Origin of the sequence: Blattabacterium sp. (Periplaneta americana) str. BPLAN (assembly GCF_000093165.1) — a bacterium.
Lineage (GTDB): Bacteria > Bacteroidota > Bacteroidia > Flavobacteriales > Blattabacteriaceae > Blattabacterium.
This window is the reverse complement of record NC_013418.2, coordinates 578,304-595,982: the sequence shown is the minus strand read 5'-3', so window position 1 is coordinate 595,982 and position 17,679 is coordinate 578,304. Positions and strand designations below refer to the sequence as shown.

Annotated in this window: 12 protein-coding genes; 7 read left to right on the top strand and 5 right to left on the bottom strand. The window is 27.3% G+C overall.

The genetic code is table 11. From position 1 onward, the window contains the following. Positions 1–24: 24 nt before the first annotated feature. Positions 25–1,128, bottom strand: coding sequence for a peptide chain release factor 2 (prfB, locus tag BPLAN_RS02895; RefSeq protein WP_012821702.1), 1,104 nt, complete (start codon positions 1,126–1,128; stop codon positions 25–27). Positions 1,129–1,292: 164 nt separating this feature from the next. Here prfB and clpB point away from each other — a divergent pair, with 164 nt between their 5' ends. Both clpB and era read left to right on the top strand, forming a co-directional pair. Continuing rightward, positions 1,293–3,929, top strand: a complete 2,637-nt coding sequence (gene clpB / locus BPLAN_RS02890; RefSeq protein WP_012821701.1) for an ATP-dependent chaperone ClpB — start codon at positions 1,293–1,295, stop codon at positions 3,927–3,929. Beyond that, positions 3,904–4,821, top strand: a complete 918-nt coding sequence (gene era, locus BPLAN_RS02885) for a GTPase Era (RefSeq protein WP_012821700.1) — start codon at positions 3,904–3,906, stop codon at positions 4,819–4,821. The genes clpB and era overlap by 26 nt, the downstream gene beginning before the upstream one ends. A gap of 2 nt (positions 4,822–4,823) precedes the next feature. On the opposite strand, the gene tyrS is transcribed toward era, so the two are convergent. Both tyrS and BPLAN_RS02870 read right to left on the bottom strand, forming a co-directional pair. Beyond that, entirely contained in the window at positions 4,824–6,107 is a 1,284-nt protein-coding gene (gene tyrS / locus BPLAN_RS02880; RefSeq protein WP_012821699.1) for a tyrosine--tRNA ligase, read from the bottom strand. Between the two features lie 417 nt (positions 6,108–6,524). After that, positions 6,525–8,075: a hypothetical protein gene (locus BPLAN_RS02870; protein ID WP_012821698.1), complete on the bottom strand. Its 1,551-nt coding sequence runs from the start codon at positions 8,073–8,075 to the stop codon at positions 6,525–6,527. Between the two features lie 144 nt (positions 8,076–8,219). Between BPLAN_RS02870 and BPLAN_RS02865 the strand changes: the two genes are divergently transcribed. From BPLAN_RS02865 to leuB, 4 genes are read left to right on the top strand one after another with little or no spacing between them, the layout of a single operon-like run. Further along, positions 8,220–9,419: a 2-isopropylmalate synthase gene (locus BPLAN_RS02865; protein ID WP_012821697.1), complete on the top strand. Its 1,200-nt coding sequence runs from the start codon at positions 8,220–8,222 to the stop codon at positions 9,417–9,419. A 2-nt stretch (positions 9,420–9,421) separates the two neighbouring features. Then, positions 9,422–10,804, top strand: a complete 1,383-nt coding sequence (leuC, locus tag BPLAN_RS02860) for a 3-isopropylmalate dehydratase large subunit (RefSeq protein WP_012821696.1) — start codon at positions 9,422–9,424, stop codon at positions 10,802–10,804. Further along, positions 10,801–11,400, top strand: coding sequence for a 3-isopropylmalate dehydratase small subunit (leuD, locus tag BPLAN_RS02855; RefSeq protein ID WP_012821695.1), 600 nt, complete (start codon positions 10,801–10,803; stop codon positions 11,398–11,400). The genes leuC and leuD overlap by 4 nt, the downstream gene beginning before the upstream one ends. Then, positions 11,397–12,458 (top strand): 3-isopropylmalate dehydrogenase, encoded by a 1,062-nt coding sequence (leuB, locus tag BPLAN_RS02850; protein WP_012821694.1) that lies wholly within the window; start codon positions 11,397–11,399, stop codon positions 12,456–12,458. The genes leuD and leuB overlap by 4 nt, the downstream gene beginning before the upstream one ends. Here leuB and BPLAN_RS02845 read toward each other — a convergent pair. Together BPLAN_RS02845 and BPLAN_RS02840 are read right to left on the bottom strand one after the other, a co-directional pair. Further along, positions 12,445–15,147, bottom strand: coding sequence for a PD-(D/E)XK nuclease family protein (locus BPLAN_RS02845; RefSeq protein ID WP_012821693.1), 2,703 nt, complete (start codon positions 15,145–15,147; stop codon positions 12,445–12,447). The genes leuB and BPLAN_RS02845 overlap by 14 nt on opposite strands. Continuing rightward, entirely contained in the window at positions 15,128–16,087 is a 960-nt protein-coding gene (locus BPLAN_RS02840; RefSeq protein ID WP_012821692.1) for a bifunctional riboflavin kinase/FAD synthetase, read from the bottom strand. The genes BPLAN_RS02845 and BPLAN_RS02840 overlap by 20 nt, the downstream gene beginning before the upstream one ends. Before the next feature lie 81 nt (positions 16,088–16,168). On the opposite strand from BPLAN_RS02840, the gene atpD reads away from it, so the two are divergent. Continuing rightward, a complete protein-coding gene (atpD, locus tag BPLAN_RS02835) occupies positions 16,169–17,677 on the top strand; it encodes a F0F1 ATP synthase subunit beta (RefSeq protein ID WP_012821691.1) in 1,509 nt (502 codons plus the stop codon). Positions 17,678–17,679 lie beyond the last annotated feature (2 nt).

Below are 17,679 nucleotides of genomic sequence, written 5' to 3'. Positions count from 1 at the left end.
AAGGTTTAAAAATTTTTAATTTTTTCATTCTTTTTCCTTTTCTTCTATTTTTTTATTGTATACCAAAAATTTTTTCAAGAAAATATCTATTTCTCCATTCATTACAGAATGGATTTGTGTAGTTTCATAACCGGTTCGTAAGTCTTTTACCAATTTATAAGGATGCATTATATAATTTCGAATCTGGGATCCCCATTCAATTTTTTTTTTACTGGATTCTATTTTGTTTTTTTTTTCATTTTTTTTTGAAATTTCTATTTCAAACAATCTAGACTTTAAGAGATGCAAGGCTTTTTGTCTATTTTGCATTTGCGAACGAGTCTCTGTATTTTCAATAATAATTCCCGTAGGATGATGACGTAATCTGACCCCAGATTCCACTTTATTAACGTTTTGTCCTCCAGATCCACTAGAACGAAATGTATTCCATTGTATATCAGACATATTAATGTTTATATCTATGTCTTTATCTACTAAAGGATATACATAAACCGAAGAAAAAGAAGTATGACGTTTTGAATTATTATCAAATGGAGATAAACGTATTAATCTATGAACTCCATTTTCTCCTTTTAAATATCCGAAAGCATATAATCCATCTAATTCTAAAGTAACAGATTTGATTCCTGTAATATCTCCAGGAATATGATGAATGTTTTTTACAGAAAATTTATTTTTTTCAGCCCACATAATATACATTCTCATTAACATAGAAGTCCAATCACAACTTTCAGTTCCTCCTGCCCCAGAGGAAATTTGTAATACAGCGTTAAAAATATCTTCTTCTTCCGAAAGAAGATTTTTAAATTCTATATTTGACAGAAGGTTTTTCGTTTTATTTAATTGAATTTTAACCTCTTTTTCTAGATCTTCTTCTTTAGATAAAGAGAATAGAATTTCTAATTCTTCTAGAGCGTTTTTTAATTCAAAAAAATTTTTTATGCATGTCTTCATAGCATGCAAACGTTTTGTAAAATTTTTAGCTTTTTTACAATTTTTCCAAAAATTTTGATTTGAAATTTTTTTTTCTTCTTTCTCAATAGATTCTTTAATTTGATCTATGTTTAGAACTTCTTGAAGTTTATTAATTTTTTCTGAAATAGATTGAATGTCTTCATTTTTTATCATAATATGAAAATAAATTTTTTCGTAAAAAAAATAGGGACATCTAAGTTATAACACTTATTTTCTATTAATTCTTGAATTTTTTGTAAATTCTGATTAGAAAAGAAAAACTTAATTCATCCAGAAATATATGGAACTAATATTCTATTAATAATTCCACTTTTATTATGAATTTCAATAATAAATTTACTATAAAAACTCAAGAAATAATACAAGAAGCACAACGTATTGCTTTAAAAAATAATCAACCTGCAATTGAGAATGCACATATTTTAAAATCTCTTTTGGAAAAAGAGGAAAATGTCATTCCTTTTCTTATAAAAAAATTAAATGTAAACCATCAAAAAATTATGATCGGTTTGGATCGAATTATATCTTCTTATCCTAGAGTAGGAAGTGGAATAGTTACTCAACAACATTTAAGCCATTCAGTTACACAAATGTTCAATATAGCGGAAAATTATGCTAAAACATTAAAAGATGAATTTATTTCTATTGAACATATTTTCTATGGAATTTTTATGACTTCGGATGTTACTTCTAAACTCTTGAAAGATCAAGGAATTACAGAATTCAAAATAAAAATTTTGATTGAAGATATTAGAAAAAAAAGCGGAAATGTTATTTCTCAAACAGCAGAAAATACTTATAATGCTTTAGAGAAATATGCAAAAAATCTTAATGAATGGGCATCTAAAGGAAAATTAGATCCTGTTATTGGACGTGATGAAGAAATTCGTCGAGTTTTACAAATCTTGTCCAGAAGAACGAAAAATAATCCTATTTTAATTGGAGAACCAGGAGTAGGAAAAACAGCCATAGCTGAAGGATTAGCTCATCGGATTATTAATGGAGATATTCCAGATAATTTAAAAGATAAAAGAGTTTTTTCATTGGATATGGCTTCTCTCATTGCAGGAGCTAAATATAAAGGAGAATTTGAAGAACGTCTTAAATCTGTTGTAAAAGAAGTGACTTCTTCAGATGGAGAAATTATTTTATTTATTGATGAAATACATACTTTGGTAGGTGCAGGAGGTGGAGAAGGAGCTATGGATGCTGCAAATATTCTAAAACCTGCATTGGCGAGAGGAGAACTTCGTGCTATAGGAGCAACAACTTTAAATGAATACCAAAAATATTTTAGAATAGATAAAGCTTTAGAAAGAAGATTCCAACAAGTATATGTAGATGAGCCTTCAGTCACTGATGCCATATCCATATTGCGTGGAATTAAAGAAAAATATGAAAGTCATCATAAAGTAAGAATTAAAGATGAGTCTATTATTGCAGCCGTAGAATTATCTCAGCGTTATATTAATGAACGTTTTTTACCGGATAAAGCTATTGATCTTATTGATGAAGCAGCTTCAAAACTTAGAATGGAGATTAATTCTAAACCAGAAGAATTGGATGTATTGCATAGGAAAATTATGCAAATGGAAATACAGATAGAAGCCATCAAAAGAGAAAAAGATGAAAAACAATTGGTCCTTTTAAGAAAAAAATTAGAAAAATTGAATGAAGAAAAAATGCAATTACAATTTCAATGGCAAAAGGAAAAGGATTTAGTTGAAGGAATCCAAAAGGCTAAGGAAAGAATAGAAAATTTCAAATTTGAAGCAGAACAAGCAGAAAGATCCGGAGACTATGGAAAGGTTGCGGAATTAAGGTATGGAAAGATTAAAGAAGAAGAAAATAAAGTCAAATCGTTTGAAATAGAATTAAAAAAACAGGAAGATAAGGGAAAAAAAATGATCCAAGAAGAAGTTTCTAAAGAAGATATAGCTCAGGTGGTCTCTAAGTGGACAGGAATTCCGGTTACTAAAATGTTGCAAAGTGAAAGGAAAAAATTACTTTTTTTAGAAAAAGAGTTACACAAAAGGGTTATAGGTCAAAATGATGCCATTCAATCTGTTGCAGATGCAATAAGGCGTTCTAGGGCAGGACTTCAAGATGAAAAAAAACCCATAGGTTCCTTTCTTTTTATGGGAAGTACAGGAGTTGGAAAAACGGAATTAGCCAAAACACTAGCCGAATATTTATTTGATAACGAAAACAACATGGTCCGTATAGATATGAGTGAGTATATGGAACGTCATTCTGTAAGCAGACTTATTGGAGCCCCTCCTGGATATATTGGATACGAAGAAAGCGGACAATTAACAGAAGCCATACGTAGACGTCCTTATAGCGTTATTCTCTTAGATGAAATAGAAAAAGCTCATTCAGATATATTTAATATCCTTTTACAAGTTTTAGATGATGGAAGATTAACAGATAATAAAGGTCGTACTGTCAATTTTACCAATACTATTATTATCATGACTTCCAATATAGGAGCAGATATTATTCAGGAAAATTTAGACACGGAAATGTCTATCAACAGAATGGAAACAACAAAAAAGACTTTGATCGACTTGTTAAAAAATATAGTGAGACCAGAATTTATTAATAGAATTGATGAAATCATTTTATTTAAACCTATTTCCAGAAAAGAGATTAAAGAAATCGTCAAATTACAAATGAAAAAATTTGCTAATTTATTATCTCATAAAAATATTCATATAGAAGCAACTAATGAAGCTATAGATTATTTATCAGAAAAAGGTTATGATCCACATTTTGGAGCAAGACCCTTAAAAAGGGTCATTCAACACGAGATCCTCAACAATCTTTCTAAAGAAATATTAAAAGGAAAAATACATGATAACAATAGAATATTAGTGGATTTTTTTAAAGAACAAGGAATTGTATTTAGACAATCTGATCCTGTTAATGTGCAAGGAAAAATTAATACATAAATCTGGTTTTGTAAATATTATAGGATTTCCTAATGTAGGAAAATCTACATTAATGAATTCTCTTGTAGGAGAGGATCTTTCTATCATCACACATAAACCACAAACAACTCGTCATAGAATACTAGGAATAGTGGATAAATATAATGCCCAAATTATTTTTTCTGATACTCCTGGTTTTATGATAAAAACAGCATTCTTTATGCAAAGAATTATGATGAAATATATAGAAAGATCATTAGAAGACGCTGATATTGTTTTATTTACGACGGAAATAGGAAAATTTTCTATTTCCGATAAATATTTTTCTATTTTGAATTCTCTTAAAAATATTAAAAATAATAAACCTTTTCTTATCTTAATTAATAAAATTGATAAAATTGGAATAGAATGTGATGAAAAAATATTATATGAGACAATCAATTATTGGCATAGAATTTTTCCTCATTCAGAAATATTACCAATATCTGCATTGAAAAACATAAATCAAGATTTATTAATGGATAAGATTTTAGGTTTATTATCGGAACATCCTCCTTATTATCCTAAGGGGTTCTTGAGTGACAAATCAAAACGATTTTTTGTGAATGAAATAATTAGGGAAAAAATCTTTCTTCTTTATAAAAAAGAAATTCCTTATTCTGTAGAAATTTTCACAGAAACATTTAAGGAAAATGAAATGTTTCTACATATATTTTCTTCTATATATGTAGAAAGGAATTCTCAAAAAGGTATTCTAATTGGAAAAAAAGGGAATTATATAAATAAGTTAGGAGCTTTATCTATAAAAGGAATAGAAAAATTTTTTAAGAAAAAGGTCTGGCTAAAATTAAATGTGAAAATATGCAAAAATTGGCGTTCAGATTACAAGATCTTAAAAAAATTTGGATATTAAATTCATTCAACTTTTGTAATAAAAAAGTTTTTTTTTCCAAATTGAAATAAAATATATTTTTTTCCTATTAAGTTTTCTTTATGAAGAAGAATATTTTTTTTGATGAGTTTTTTGTTGATAGAAATGGAATTTAAATTCAAAGCACGATTTGCTTCACTTTTTGAAGCAAAAAGACTACTTTTTTTCAAAACGTCTAATAAAAAAACTCCTTTTTCAAATTCTTTATAAGGGAGTTTCATATGTGGAATATTTTCATATATAGAAAACAATATTTTTTCATCTAAAGAAAGTAATAGTTCGTTGATATATTTTTTTCCAAATAAAACATGCGATATTTTAACTACTTCTTCATAAGCCATTTTTCCATGAACCCATTGAGTGATTTCTTCCGCTACTCTTTTTTGTAAAAATCTTTTTTCAGGATTTTTTCTATGTTTTAAAATCAAAGATTCTATTTTTTCTTTTGAAAAAAAAGTATAAATCTTAATAAATTTTTCAATTTCTTTATCTGAAACATTCATCCAAAATTGATAAAATTTGTATGGAGTAGTACGTTTTCTATCTAACCAGATATTTTCTCCTTTTTCACTTTTTCCAAACTTTATTCCATCAGATTTTGTAACTAAAGGAAATGTTATTCCATATGCTTTTTTTCCTGTCTTTTTTCTAATGAGTTCTATTCCAGTAGTTATATTTCCCCATTGATCGGATCCACCTATTTGCAATAGACAGTTTTTTTCTTTGTTTAAATAAAGAAAATCATATCCTTGTATAAGAGAATAAGAAAATTCCGTAAAAGACATTCCATTATTCTTATTATTATCAATCCTCTTTTTTACAGAATCTTTAGACATCATGTAATTTATAGGAAAGTGTTTTCCGACATTCCGTAGAAAATCTAAAAGGGATATTTTTTTTATCCAACTAAAATTGTTTAATAATTCTGTCTTTTCTGAATAAAAATTTAGCAATTTATATAATTGTTTTTTTATAGATTCTGCATTTTTTTGTAAAGTTTCCAGACTAAAAAAAATTCTTTGATCTTTTTTTTCGGACGGATCTCCTATAAGACCTGTAGCTCCTCCAATTAACACTATGGATTTATGTCCAAGTTTTTGAAAATGTATCAATATAATAATTGGAAGTAAGCTACCTAAGTGTAAAGAATCCGAGGTAGGATCAAAACCTATATATATAGTAGTACGCTTTTTTAATTGTTTTTCTACACCAGGAACCTTATTTTGTATTAATCCTCTCCAGGAGAGTTCATCAATAATGTTTTTCATGTGAAAAATTAATAAATAACATTATTTTATTTAGGTTTTATACAGTTCAACGAATTTTTCCATGATGATTAAAAAAATTATACTTTATAATCTTTTAACTGTTTTTTTTGCTTGCATTCATATAGTTAGTAATTTTCTTTTTTTTGAAAAAAATTTATCTTTGTTAAAAATATATATTTTTTTATTGCCTTTCAGTAGTTTTTTTTTCTTTTTTTCGTTGTTCACAATAACTAAAAAACCCAATATAGCTGTATTTATTTATATTATAGGTGGAATTATAAAGTTTTTTTTTAGTATTTGTGTATTTTTTTATTTCATCCTGGAATATTTGAATATCTTTAAGACCCTTTTGGATTTCGTTTTTTCATATTTTATGATTCTTTTTTTTAGAACTTTTTTCTTAATGAAGGAAATAAACTAACAATGGTTTTTTAGAAATTTTTCTTTTATAATCATCTCCACAGATTTATTTTCTATTTTAGAAGTTAACCAAGAAATAATATCTAAATACAAAAAAGTCCTTTTTTCATAAGGATGATCAGAATATTTCAGGAGTCTTTCTCTCAATTTTTTGAATTGTCCTTTAATTTGATGTGGATACACATTGCCTAAATTTTTAAAAAAATGGATAATTTTTTTTTGTACAATGTACCAATCATCCATTTGAATAAAAAATTTATATGCGGATTGAATTTTTTTATCCATATTTTCATCTAATCCACTTTCGTAACAAGCGATTATATGTAAAAGTCTGGCAAAACATTGTAAATCTTGTCGTATATTTTTTTCTTGATTTTCCATAATTTTTAATAAATATAAAATAGTATTTTGATTATCTCCACTTCCAAAATATAAACAAGCAATTTTATAATAAAGGACCATGATATAATGAGAATCCAAACGATTAGAAATTTTATTAAAATCTTTTAATAATGGAGGAATTACTTTTTTCACTCCTTCTGAAAAGGTTCCTTCCATATAATGTTTATTAATACGATTAGCATATTTATACATGAAAATTAATATTCTAGTATTTCCATTTAAAATTATTTTCTCATTTTGAACTTCCTTTTCAAACTGTTCTAAAACTTTAGTGAATTTAGAATAGTGATTTAAATAAAATAAAGTATCTAACAAATAATGATATCCTTTCAGATAGCTTACAGGAGCTATTTTTTTTGCTTTTGTATGATTTTGAAATAATTCTACCCATTTACAAGATGATCTATAACACATGATAAAATCCTGTCTAATATAATGATACCAAACTTGAGCTTGATATAAAAATAATTTTTCATAAAAACTAAGTTTTTCGATATCAAATTTTGGAAGGTTAGTACGAAAGTAGGTTTCTATAAATATTTTATCTTTCTCATTTCTCACGTATCCAACTTTTAAATATAATCCGTATAATTCCAAGGAAAGACTGGATAGAGCGTCATGACATTGAACTCGTTCAATTAGTTCTTTGGATTCCACAGATAATTCTCCAGATCTAGAATAAAGACTTCTAGTTATGTGTTGAGATTCTATCATTTTTTCAAATTCAACTAATTCTAAAAGAATGGTATTAGATTCATAACATCTAGCAATGATTTTTGCTTTTTCTAAAAATTTTAAACTTTGTATATACAATCCTTTGTTGTATAAAATTTTAGCAAAATCTAAATATTCACGTATTTGTAGATCGTAGTTTTCTTCAGTATGTTGTAATCGGAGACTAACTAAAATTTGCTTGTATAAATGAGCTTTCATATTGGATAATTGTATTTTACTTATAGGGGTGTTTTCCAAAATCTTTTTTTCATTATAACAATGTATTTTACTCATAATTTCAAATAGTTTTATAAATTTTGCATTTTTATTTCGTTTTATACGACCTGCATAAAGTTTAAAATTTATTTTTTCAGATTTTGATAAAGACTGAATCAATAGAAAAAGATGATCTAATTTATTATAATTTGACATTGTAATTATATTTTTTTATTTGATTTGATTGACAATAAAATATAAAATAGTTTTATCAATTAGGTATTGTAAATATGTAAATTATTTGATATGATTTTCTTTTTGGAAAAAATAGTTTTGGAATTATCAAATAATCCAATGAGTATGGAAAAGAAAAGAATACAAATTTTTGACACAACATTGCGTGATGGAGAACAAGTTCCAGGATGTAAATTAAATACTAAAGAAAAAGTAAGGATAGCTAAGCAATTAGAAGCTTTGGGTGTTGATGTTATTGAAGCTGGATTTCCCACTTCTAGTCCAGGAGATTATAAATCTGTACAAGAGATTTGTAAATCTATTTCAAAACCTATTATTTGTGCATTGTCTAGAGCCATAGAAAAAGATATAGAAATAGCTGGAACCGCTTTAAAAAATGCGAAAAGGGCTAGAATACATACTGGAATAGGAACTTCTGATTGTCATATTCGTTATAAATTTAATAGTACTCCAGAAAAAATTATAGAAAAAGCAAAACTTTCGGTTCAATACGCAAAAAAATTCGTGGAAGATGTAGAATTTTATGCAGAAGATGCAGGACGTACCAATAATGAATTTTTGGCAAAAGTTTGTGAAACAGTTATAAAATATGGTGCGACGGTAATTAATATTCCAGACACTACAGGTTATTGTTTACCGGAAGAATATGGAAGAAAAATTCGTTTTTTGAAAGAAAATGTTAAAGGAATTCATAAAATTATATTGTCTACTCATTGTCATAATGATCTGGGATTGGCTACAGCTAATTCCTTATCTGGAATTATGAATGGGGCTCAACAAGTAGAATGCACCATTAATGGGATTGGGGAAAGAGCTGGAAATACCTCATTAGAAGAAATAGTAATGATCATTAGACAAAATTCTCATTTGAATTTATTTACAAATATAAGAACAAAGCTTATTTCTGAAACCAGTTATTTAGTGTCTGAATGTACGGGAATGAAAGTTCAGGCTAATAAAGCGATTGTAGGAGTCAATGCTTTTTCTCATTCATCAGGAATTCATCAAGATGGTATAATAAAAAAGAGAGAAACTTATGAAATTATCAATCCAGAAGATGTTGGAATTGATCAATCTTCAATTATTTTAACAGCTAGGAGTGGAAGGGCTGCTTTAGCTTATCGTTATAAAAAATTGGGATATTTTTTAAATAAAAATTCTTTGGATTTAGTTTATTCTATTTTTCTGAGTTATGCAGATAAAAAAAAAGAAATTGCAGATAAAGAATTAAAGATTATTTTAGAAAAAGCGAATATTAAGAAAAAACGCATGTTACATAATAGTGGAAGAATAAATGTTGTTTAGTCATGTCAAAATCATTGTTTGATAAAATTTGGGAAACACATACAGTAAAAAAATTAGAAAATGGAGTGGATGTTCTGTATATCGATAGACATTATATACATGAAGTAACTAGCCCTCAAGCTTTTTTAGAAATAGAAACAAGAGGGCTTCCTGTTTTTAGACCAGAAAAAATTATAGCGACGGCGGATCATAATGTTCCTACTATTAATCAACATTTACCCATTTCAGATCCTCTTTCTAAAAAACAAATAGATTTATTAATCAAAAATTGTAAAAAATTTGGAATAACGTTGTATGGATTAGGACATGAGAATCATGGAATCGTTCATGTTCTTGGTCCAGAATTAGGTTTAACATTACCTGGAATGACCATAGTTTGTGGAGATAGTCATACTTCTACTCATGGAGCTTTTGGAAGTATTGCTTTTGGAATTGGAACTAGTCAAGTAGCCATGGTTATGGCTAGTCAATGTTTATTAGTATCTAAACCGAAACAGATGAGAATTCAATTAAAAGGAAAATCTTTAAAAAAAAGGGTGACTCCAAAAGATGTTATTTTATACATGATATCCAAGCTTGGTGTAGATATAGGGACTGGGCATTTTATAGAATATACGGGACCTATCATTAAAAATATGAGTATGGAAGGTCGAATGACTATTTGTAATATGAGTATTGAAATGGGAGCAAAAGGGGGATTAATAGCTCCAGATGAAATAACTTTTGATTATCTTAAAAATCATACTTATTTAAAAAGAAAATATCATAAAAAACATCTAGAGCATTGGACCACATTAAAAACAGATGATCACGCAGTTTTTGATAAAGAATATGTCCTAGATGCTGAAGATATTGAACCTATGATTACCTATGGAACAAACCCGGGAATGGGAATGAAAATTTCTGATCGTATCCCGAAATCAACTGAATCTCAACACAAAAAATCTTTGTATTATATGGGATTCAAATCCGGAGAATCCCTAATTGGGAAACCGATTAATTATATTTTTATAGGAAGTTGTACAAATTCTAGAATAGAAGATCTACGATTAGTGGCTTCTGTAGTAAAAGGAAAGAAAAAAGCTAATCATGTAACAGTTATGGTAGTTCCTGGATCGCAAAGAGTTATTCAACAGGCTAAAAAGGAAAGATTAGATCAAATTTTTAAAAATGCTGGATTTGAATTTCGTCAACCAGGATGTTCTGCTTGTTTAGGAATGAATGAGGATAAAATTCCTTCTGGAGAATATTGTGTTTCTACATCTAATAGAAATTTTGAAGGAAGACAAGGACCAGGAGTTCGCACCCTATTAGTAAGTCCTTTGACAGCTTCTATTATAGCAATTGAAGGAAAAATTGTAGACATTAAAAAATATATAATATGAAAAAATTTACTGTAATAACAAGCAAAGCTGTTCCCTTACCTGTAGAGGATATAGATACAGATCAAATTATTCCCGCTCGTTTTTTGAAAGAAGCTAAACGCGAGGAATATGGAAAGAATCTTTTTAGAGATTGGCGGTATTCTAATGATGGATCTTTGAAAAAAGATTTTATTTTAAATAATCCACTTTTTTCTGGAAAAATCCTTTTGTCAGGAAGAAATTTTGGTTGTGGTTCTAGTCGTGAACATGCTGCTTGGGCTCTTTTTGATTATGGGTTTCAAGTAGTTATATCTAGTTTTTTTGCTGATATTTTTAAGGAGAATGCATTAAATAATGGGTTACTTACTGTAGAAATATCCGAAAAATTTTTGAAAAATTTATTTGATCTAGTTAATAAAAAACCGGATACTAATATTAAAGTTGATTTAATAGAACAACTTATTACAATAATGGAAACAGGAATTTCTGAAAAATTTTATATCCATCCATATAAAAAAAATTGTTTTATAAATGGTTATGACGACATAGATTTTTTGGTTTCCATTAAAAAAGACATAGAGAATTTTGAAAAAAAAACAAATTCCTTTAAAATATGAAAAAGAATATTGTTGTAATCGAAGGAGATGGGATAGGACCAGAGGTTATAAAACAAGCCATAAAAGCTTTGAATTCTATTGGAAATAGATTTCACCATGAGTTTTCTTATCAAAATGTTTTAGCAGGAGCTAAAGCCATAGAAACGTTTGGGGATCCTATGCCAAAAGAAACTATAGATAGTTGTTTAAAATCAGATGCTGTTTTATTCGGATCTATAGGAGATCCAAAATACGATTCTTATCCAAGAGGGATGAGACCGGAAGACGGGTTATTAAAACTTAGAAAAGAAATGGACTTATATTGTAACATTCGTCCTATAGTTACTTATCCAGGAATTAATAAATCCCCTATAAAAGAAAGAAAATTAGAAGGAGTTAATTTTGTTATATATCGAGAATTAACAGGAGGAATTTACTTTGGAAAAAAAGGTCGTTCTAAAAATGGAAAAGAAGCATATGATTATTGTGTGTATTCAGAAAAAGAAATTGAACGTATTGGCGAAATGTCTTTTAAAGCAGCACGTTCTCGTAATAGAAAAATGACTTTGGTAGATAAAGCTAATGTCCTAGAGACATCTAGGTTATGGCGGGAAGTTATTCAAAAAATGGCTTTAGATTATTCTGATGTGGATTTAGAATTCTTATATATAGATAATGCAGCTATGCAAATTCTTATTAATCCTAGAAAATTTGATGTAATTTTAACGGATAATATGTTTGGAGATATTCTATCAGATGAAGCCAGTATATTAACTAGTTCTTTAGGATTACTTCCATCTGCTTCTATTGGGAGTAAAAAATCGTTGTTTGAGCCTATACATGGATCTTATCCTCAAGCAAAAGGAAAAAATATCGCAAATCCATTAGGTTGTATACTTTCCGTATCTATGATGCTAGAATACTTTGAAATGCCTCAAGAAAAAAATCTTTTAGAAGAAGCTGTGAAAAGCTCTATCCAAGAAAAAATATGCACTCCAGATATTATTCTAGATGATAGAAATTCTTCTTCTACTGAAGAAGTGGGAGATTATATAGAAAAATACATTAAAAATCATTAAATTTTTTTTCTTCTATTGGAATTTTTGGATCCAAAATTTCGTAAATTCTATTCATCAAATATGGTAAAAATTCTTTTATATAATTTTCATATGTAATTTGATGAAAAAAATTTATAGGAATGGTTTGTATAGAATTTATTTTATTTTTTTCAGGTGAAACAAAAGCTATAACTGGAGGATTTTTTTTATGAAATGATTTAAACCATAAATACATGTAAATAAGTAATTGCATAATATTTCCATAATGAGGATCTTGAAAGATTTTTTCTATTTTATTTAAAGAAATATGGATTTTATTTATTTTTGATATTCCTATTTTATAGTCAAGAATCCGTGTAGTTCCGTCACATTCATCTATACGATCTATGATTCCGTATAAATTAACTTTTTTATTAGATCCAATATCTAATAGAGTTGATACTTTGCATTCTAATTCTTTGATAAAAATTTTATGTCCTTTATGAAAAATTTTTTCCTCCCAAGAAATAAAATTTTTTATGTAATTATTTACTATTGAATTAATTAACAGACTTTTTCCTTCTGGATTTTTTTTGTTTTCTGATATTATCTTTTTTATAATAGATTCATAATTTTTTTTCATTGTATCAATTCCATCTATAGTAATAAAATTTCCCTTAATAGGATGATATAATACTTCCAAGATTTTGTGTATAATTTTTCCTATTTCTTGTTTAAGAGATATTTTTTCTATGTTTAATCCAAGTACTTTTTTGTAGTAAAAAATAAGAGGATTATAATTGTACAAATGGATGGAGGAAGGAGATAAACCATGAGTAGCTAGTTCATACAAACGTTGAATCATGGAATTTGATTTTTTTATCACAATAGGAGAGATGGGGGAAATTTTAGTACTTAGAATAAGTGGATGATTTTTTCTCTCTTTGATGGAAAAATTTGAAATCATTTCTATTTGATGAATGAAACGGCTTTTTTCTCCAGAATTTAGCTCATCAGGTTTGTTTTTATATATCAAATAAATATTTTTTGAATTTTCCAAAAGATTTCTAAAATGATGAGAATAAAAATTCTCATTTTTTTGAGAACTAGATAAGTGAAATTTTTTACGAATGTCGTTAGGGATCAGTGTTTTATAATAGTTTTCTTCTGTATTTGGGGGAATAATGCCTTCATTAACGGAAGTCATAATTGTGGTTTCAACACTTTCAAAATAAGAACCTAAAAATCCTATTAAATGGATTCCTTTTGAATTTCTCTGTATATAAGAAATTTTTTCTGTTTTTATAAATTGTTGATAAATATTAAATAAGTCTTTTATTCCAAAAAAAGAACATTCTGTTTTTCTGATTAGAATTTTTATTCTTTGCATATAATTTTCTAATTCCGATAGAAATTTTAATTCTAAAAGATGTTTTTTTGTATTTAGAAAAAATAAATTTTTTAATTTTCTAATAAAACTCATAATACCAAGAAAAGCTTTCTTGGCATTATGAGTTGGGATTTGAAAAATGATATTTAGATTATTCTTGAATAAATATTTGTTTATATTTTCTTCTGAAATAAGATTAGAATTTTCTATTTCTAATTTCTCTATAAAAGAAAGATCTTTTTTAAGAAATAATTTTTGGATGTATCCATCTAATAAAACTCTTAGTATATCTTTTTTAGAAAAATTTTTTAATTTTTCTTTTTTTAATAATAGCTGAAAAATTGAATCTAAAGTATAATGAATCGGAAGATTTTTTAGGGGATAATCTATGGATATAGATGGATAGATTCCTGAAATTTTTTTTAGAGAATGTAATAAAGGAAAAGTCAAATAGGAATCTCCTAAGACAAGAACTATCTTAGATAGTTCTTGTCTGTTTTTAATAAGTTTATCAACTAATTTTTCTATTATTTTCACTTGTTCGATTTCGTTAGAAACGCTGATGATTTTTAGATTATTTAATTGATTATTAATCAGTATTGGTTTATCCTGGAGATTGATATAAAAATCCTGAGATTTTTTGAGCTGTATATCGCATATACTATGTAATTGAATAGACTCTTGATTTATTTGAATAATTTTTTTTATAAAAAGTTTTTCATATTCAGAAAGTAGATTGAATTTGTAAATCAATAAGATTATTTTTATATCCGTTTTTTTGGAGAAAAATTTTTTTAGACGAGAAATAGCTATTCGGAATAGTAACCCCTTATAACCTATTCCTTTTTTCAATAGTTTCTCTTGAAAAAGGTTGTAATATTTATAAATTTCCTCCCAAAATAGGAATTTTTTTTTTCTTTCTATATCCACTTTTTCCAAAGGATTGATATGCCATTTTTTTATTTTTTCAGTGGAAATAATGTAAGAAAAAAAATACTCAATATTTATCAGATGAATATCTAAATCTTGAAAATCATTTAGAATATTAGGAGCCCAATTCAAAAAATCGTTCAAGTTTTTCGATAAAACACTATTTTTCTTTCTCAAGAGACAAAAAAAATAAAAAAAAATTTGATTTACAGAACATGGAGATAAACCGGAGATTTTCTCAATAAGTTTATCCATTGTATAAGTTTCAGGAAAATAACTAAAATTCGTATAGTACTTTTTTCTAAAATATTCTATAATAAAGTTATCCGATGAAACTAATAGAAATTTTTTTTTCATGCTTTTTTCTTGAAGCAACAAATGTTGAATAATTCTATCTATTTTTTTTCTCACAATAAATAATTTGGTTAAAAAAATTTTTTATTTTCATTTTGTCTTGACTTATTTGTCTTTTTAAATCATGAAGTGTTTGAAATTTCATTTCATCACGAAAAATTTGAACGATTAAAACATCAATTTTTTTACCATATATATTTTGATGGAAATCAAAAATATGTACTTCTATTTTTATCTCCTTATTAAATAAATGAATAGTAGGACATATCCCAATGTTCATCATTCCTTGATAAATTTGATTCAAGTAATTAATTTTTACAGCATACACCCCTTTTTTTGGAATTAGTTTTTTTTTATCCACTTGAACATTGGCAGTTGGAAAATTTAAGGTTCTTCCTATCCCTCTTCCTTTTATGACATATCCAGAAAGGGTATATAAATATCCTAAAGCTTTATTGGCCCATTCTATGTTTCCTTTTAGAAGAGATTTTCGTATATAAGTGGAGCTTATGATCTTTTTTTTTAGTTTATGAGGACTTACTTGATAAAGCTTGAATCCATAAATTTGAGAAAATTTTTTTAGTTGATGGGAAGATCCGTCTCTATCTTTTCCAAGATGAGAATCATATCCCGTAATAATTTGCTTAATCTTTAGTTTGGAAAACAAAATTTTTTGTAAAAAATCTTTTGCACTTAATTTTGAAAAATTTATAGTGAAAGGATGAATAATTAAATGTTCTACTCCTGTTTTTCGTAAATGATATATTCTTTCAGAAAGAGTATTTAAATAAAGTATTTTTTTTCCTGGATTTAGAACTTCTTTGGGATGTGGATTAAAAGTAAGCAAAACAGAGCAATATTCTTCTTTTTTTTTTGCTCGAAAAATTAAATTTTGAATAACTCTTTGATGTCCTCTATGAACTCCATCAAAAAAACCAAGTGTAAATACACATGGAGAAAAGGATGAAAATTCATCAATAAATGAATAAATTTTCAAAATTTTTTATCTTTTTCTCTTACCTTTACAAAGATAAAGGATTCATAATATCTGGAAATCTTTTTTTTGAAAAAAAATTACATGGATAAAAAAAAGTTAAAAGGAAAAATCACTAAAATTGTAGGACCAGTTATTGATGTTTCATTTGAAGAGAGATCTTTTCTTCCTAAAATTTACGATGCATTAACCGTAAATTTATCCAAAAAAAACAAAATAGTATTAGAAGTTCAACAACATATTGGAGAATATAGTGTTCGTTGTATATCTATGGAGGTGACGGATCAAATCTCAAGAGGTCAAGAAGTAGAATTTTTAGGAGGACCGATTAGCATGCCTATAGGAGAAAGTATTAACGGACGTGTTTTTAATGTTTTAGGAGAACCTATAGATGGATTAGGAAATTTAGACAGGTCTAAAGTGAGACCTATCCATAACCATGCTCCAGAATTTAAGGATTTATCTACAGATACAGAAATATTATATACAGGAATTAAAGTAATTGATTTGATAGAACCTTATCCAAAAGGAGGGAAAATTGGGTTATTTGGAGGAGCAGGAGTTGGAAAAACAGTGTTAATACAAGAATTAATTAATAATGTTGCTAAAGGACATGGAGGACGTTCTGTATTTGCTGGAGTAGGAGAAAGAACTAGAGAAGGAAATGATTTATTACGAGAAATGTTGGAATCCGGAATTATAAAATATGGGGATTCTTTTATGGAATCTATGAAAAAAGGAGGATGGGATATTTCTAAAGTAGATAAAGAAGCTTTAAAGGAATCCAAAGCAGCTTTTGTTTTTGGACAAATGAATGAACCTCCTGGAGCAAGGGCTAGAGTAGCATTATCTGGATTAACTTTAGCAGAATACTATAGAGATCAGAATATTAAAGGAAAAAAAGGGCAAGACGTTTTATTTTTTATAGATAATATATTTAGGTTTACTCAAGCTGGATCAGAGGTTTCAGCTTTGTTAGGGAGAATTCCTTCATCTGTTGGTTATCAACCGACTTTGTCATCTGAAATGGGAGCGATGCAAGAGAGAATTACCTCTACTAAAAATGGTTCTATTACTTCTGTACAAGCTGTTTATGTTCCTGCAGATGATTTAACGGATCCAGCACCTTCCATTACCTTTTCACACTTAGATGCCACAACTGTTCTTTCAAGGAAAATAGCTTCTTTAGGAATTTATCCAGCTATAGACCCATTAGATTCTACTTCTAGAATTTTATCTCCGGATGTCATAAATAGAAATCATTATGATTGTGCTTTACGTGTGAAAGAAATTTTACAGAAATACAATTCTTTACAAGATATTATTGCGATTTTAGGAATAGAGGAACTTAGTGAAGAAGACAAATTAATAGTTTCTCGCGCTAGACGTGTTCAACGTTTTTTATCCCAACCATTTCATGTAGCAAAACAGTTTACAGGTATTGAAGGAGAATTTGTAAAATTAGAAGATACAATTAAAGGTTTTAATATGATCATGAATGGAGAATTGGATAATTTTCCGGAAATGGCTTTTAATTTAAAAGGAACCATTGAACAAGTTATAGAAACTGGAAAAAAAATGTTATCCTCATAAAT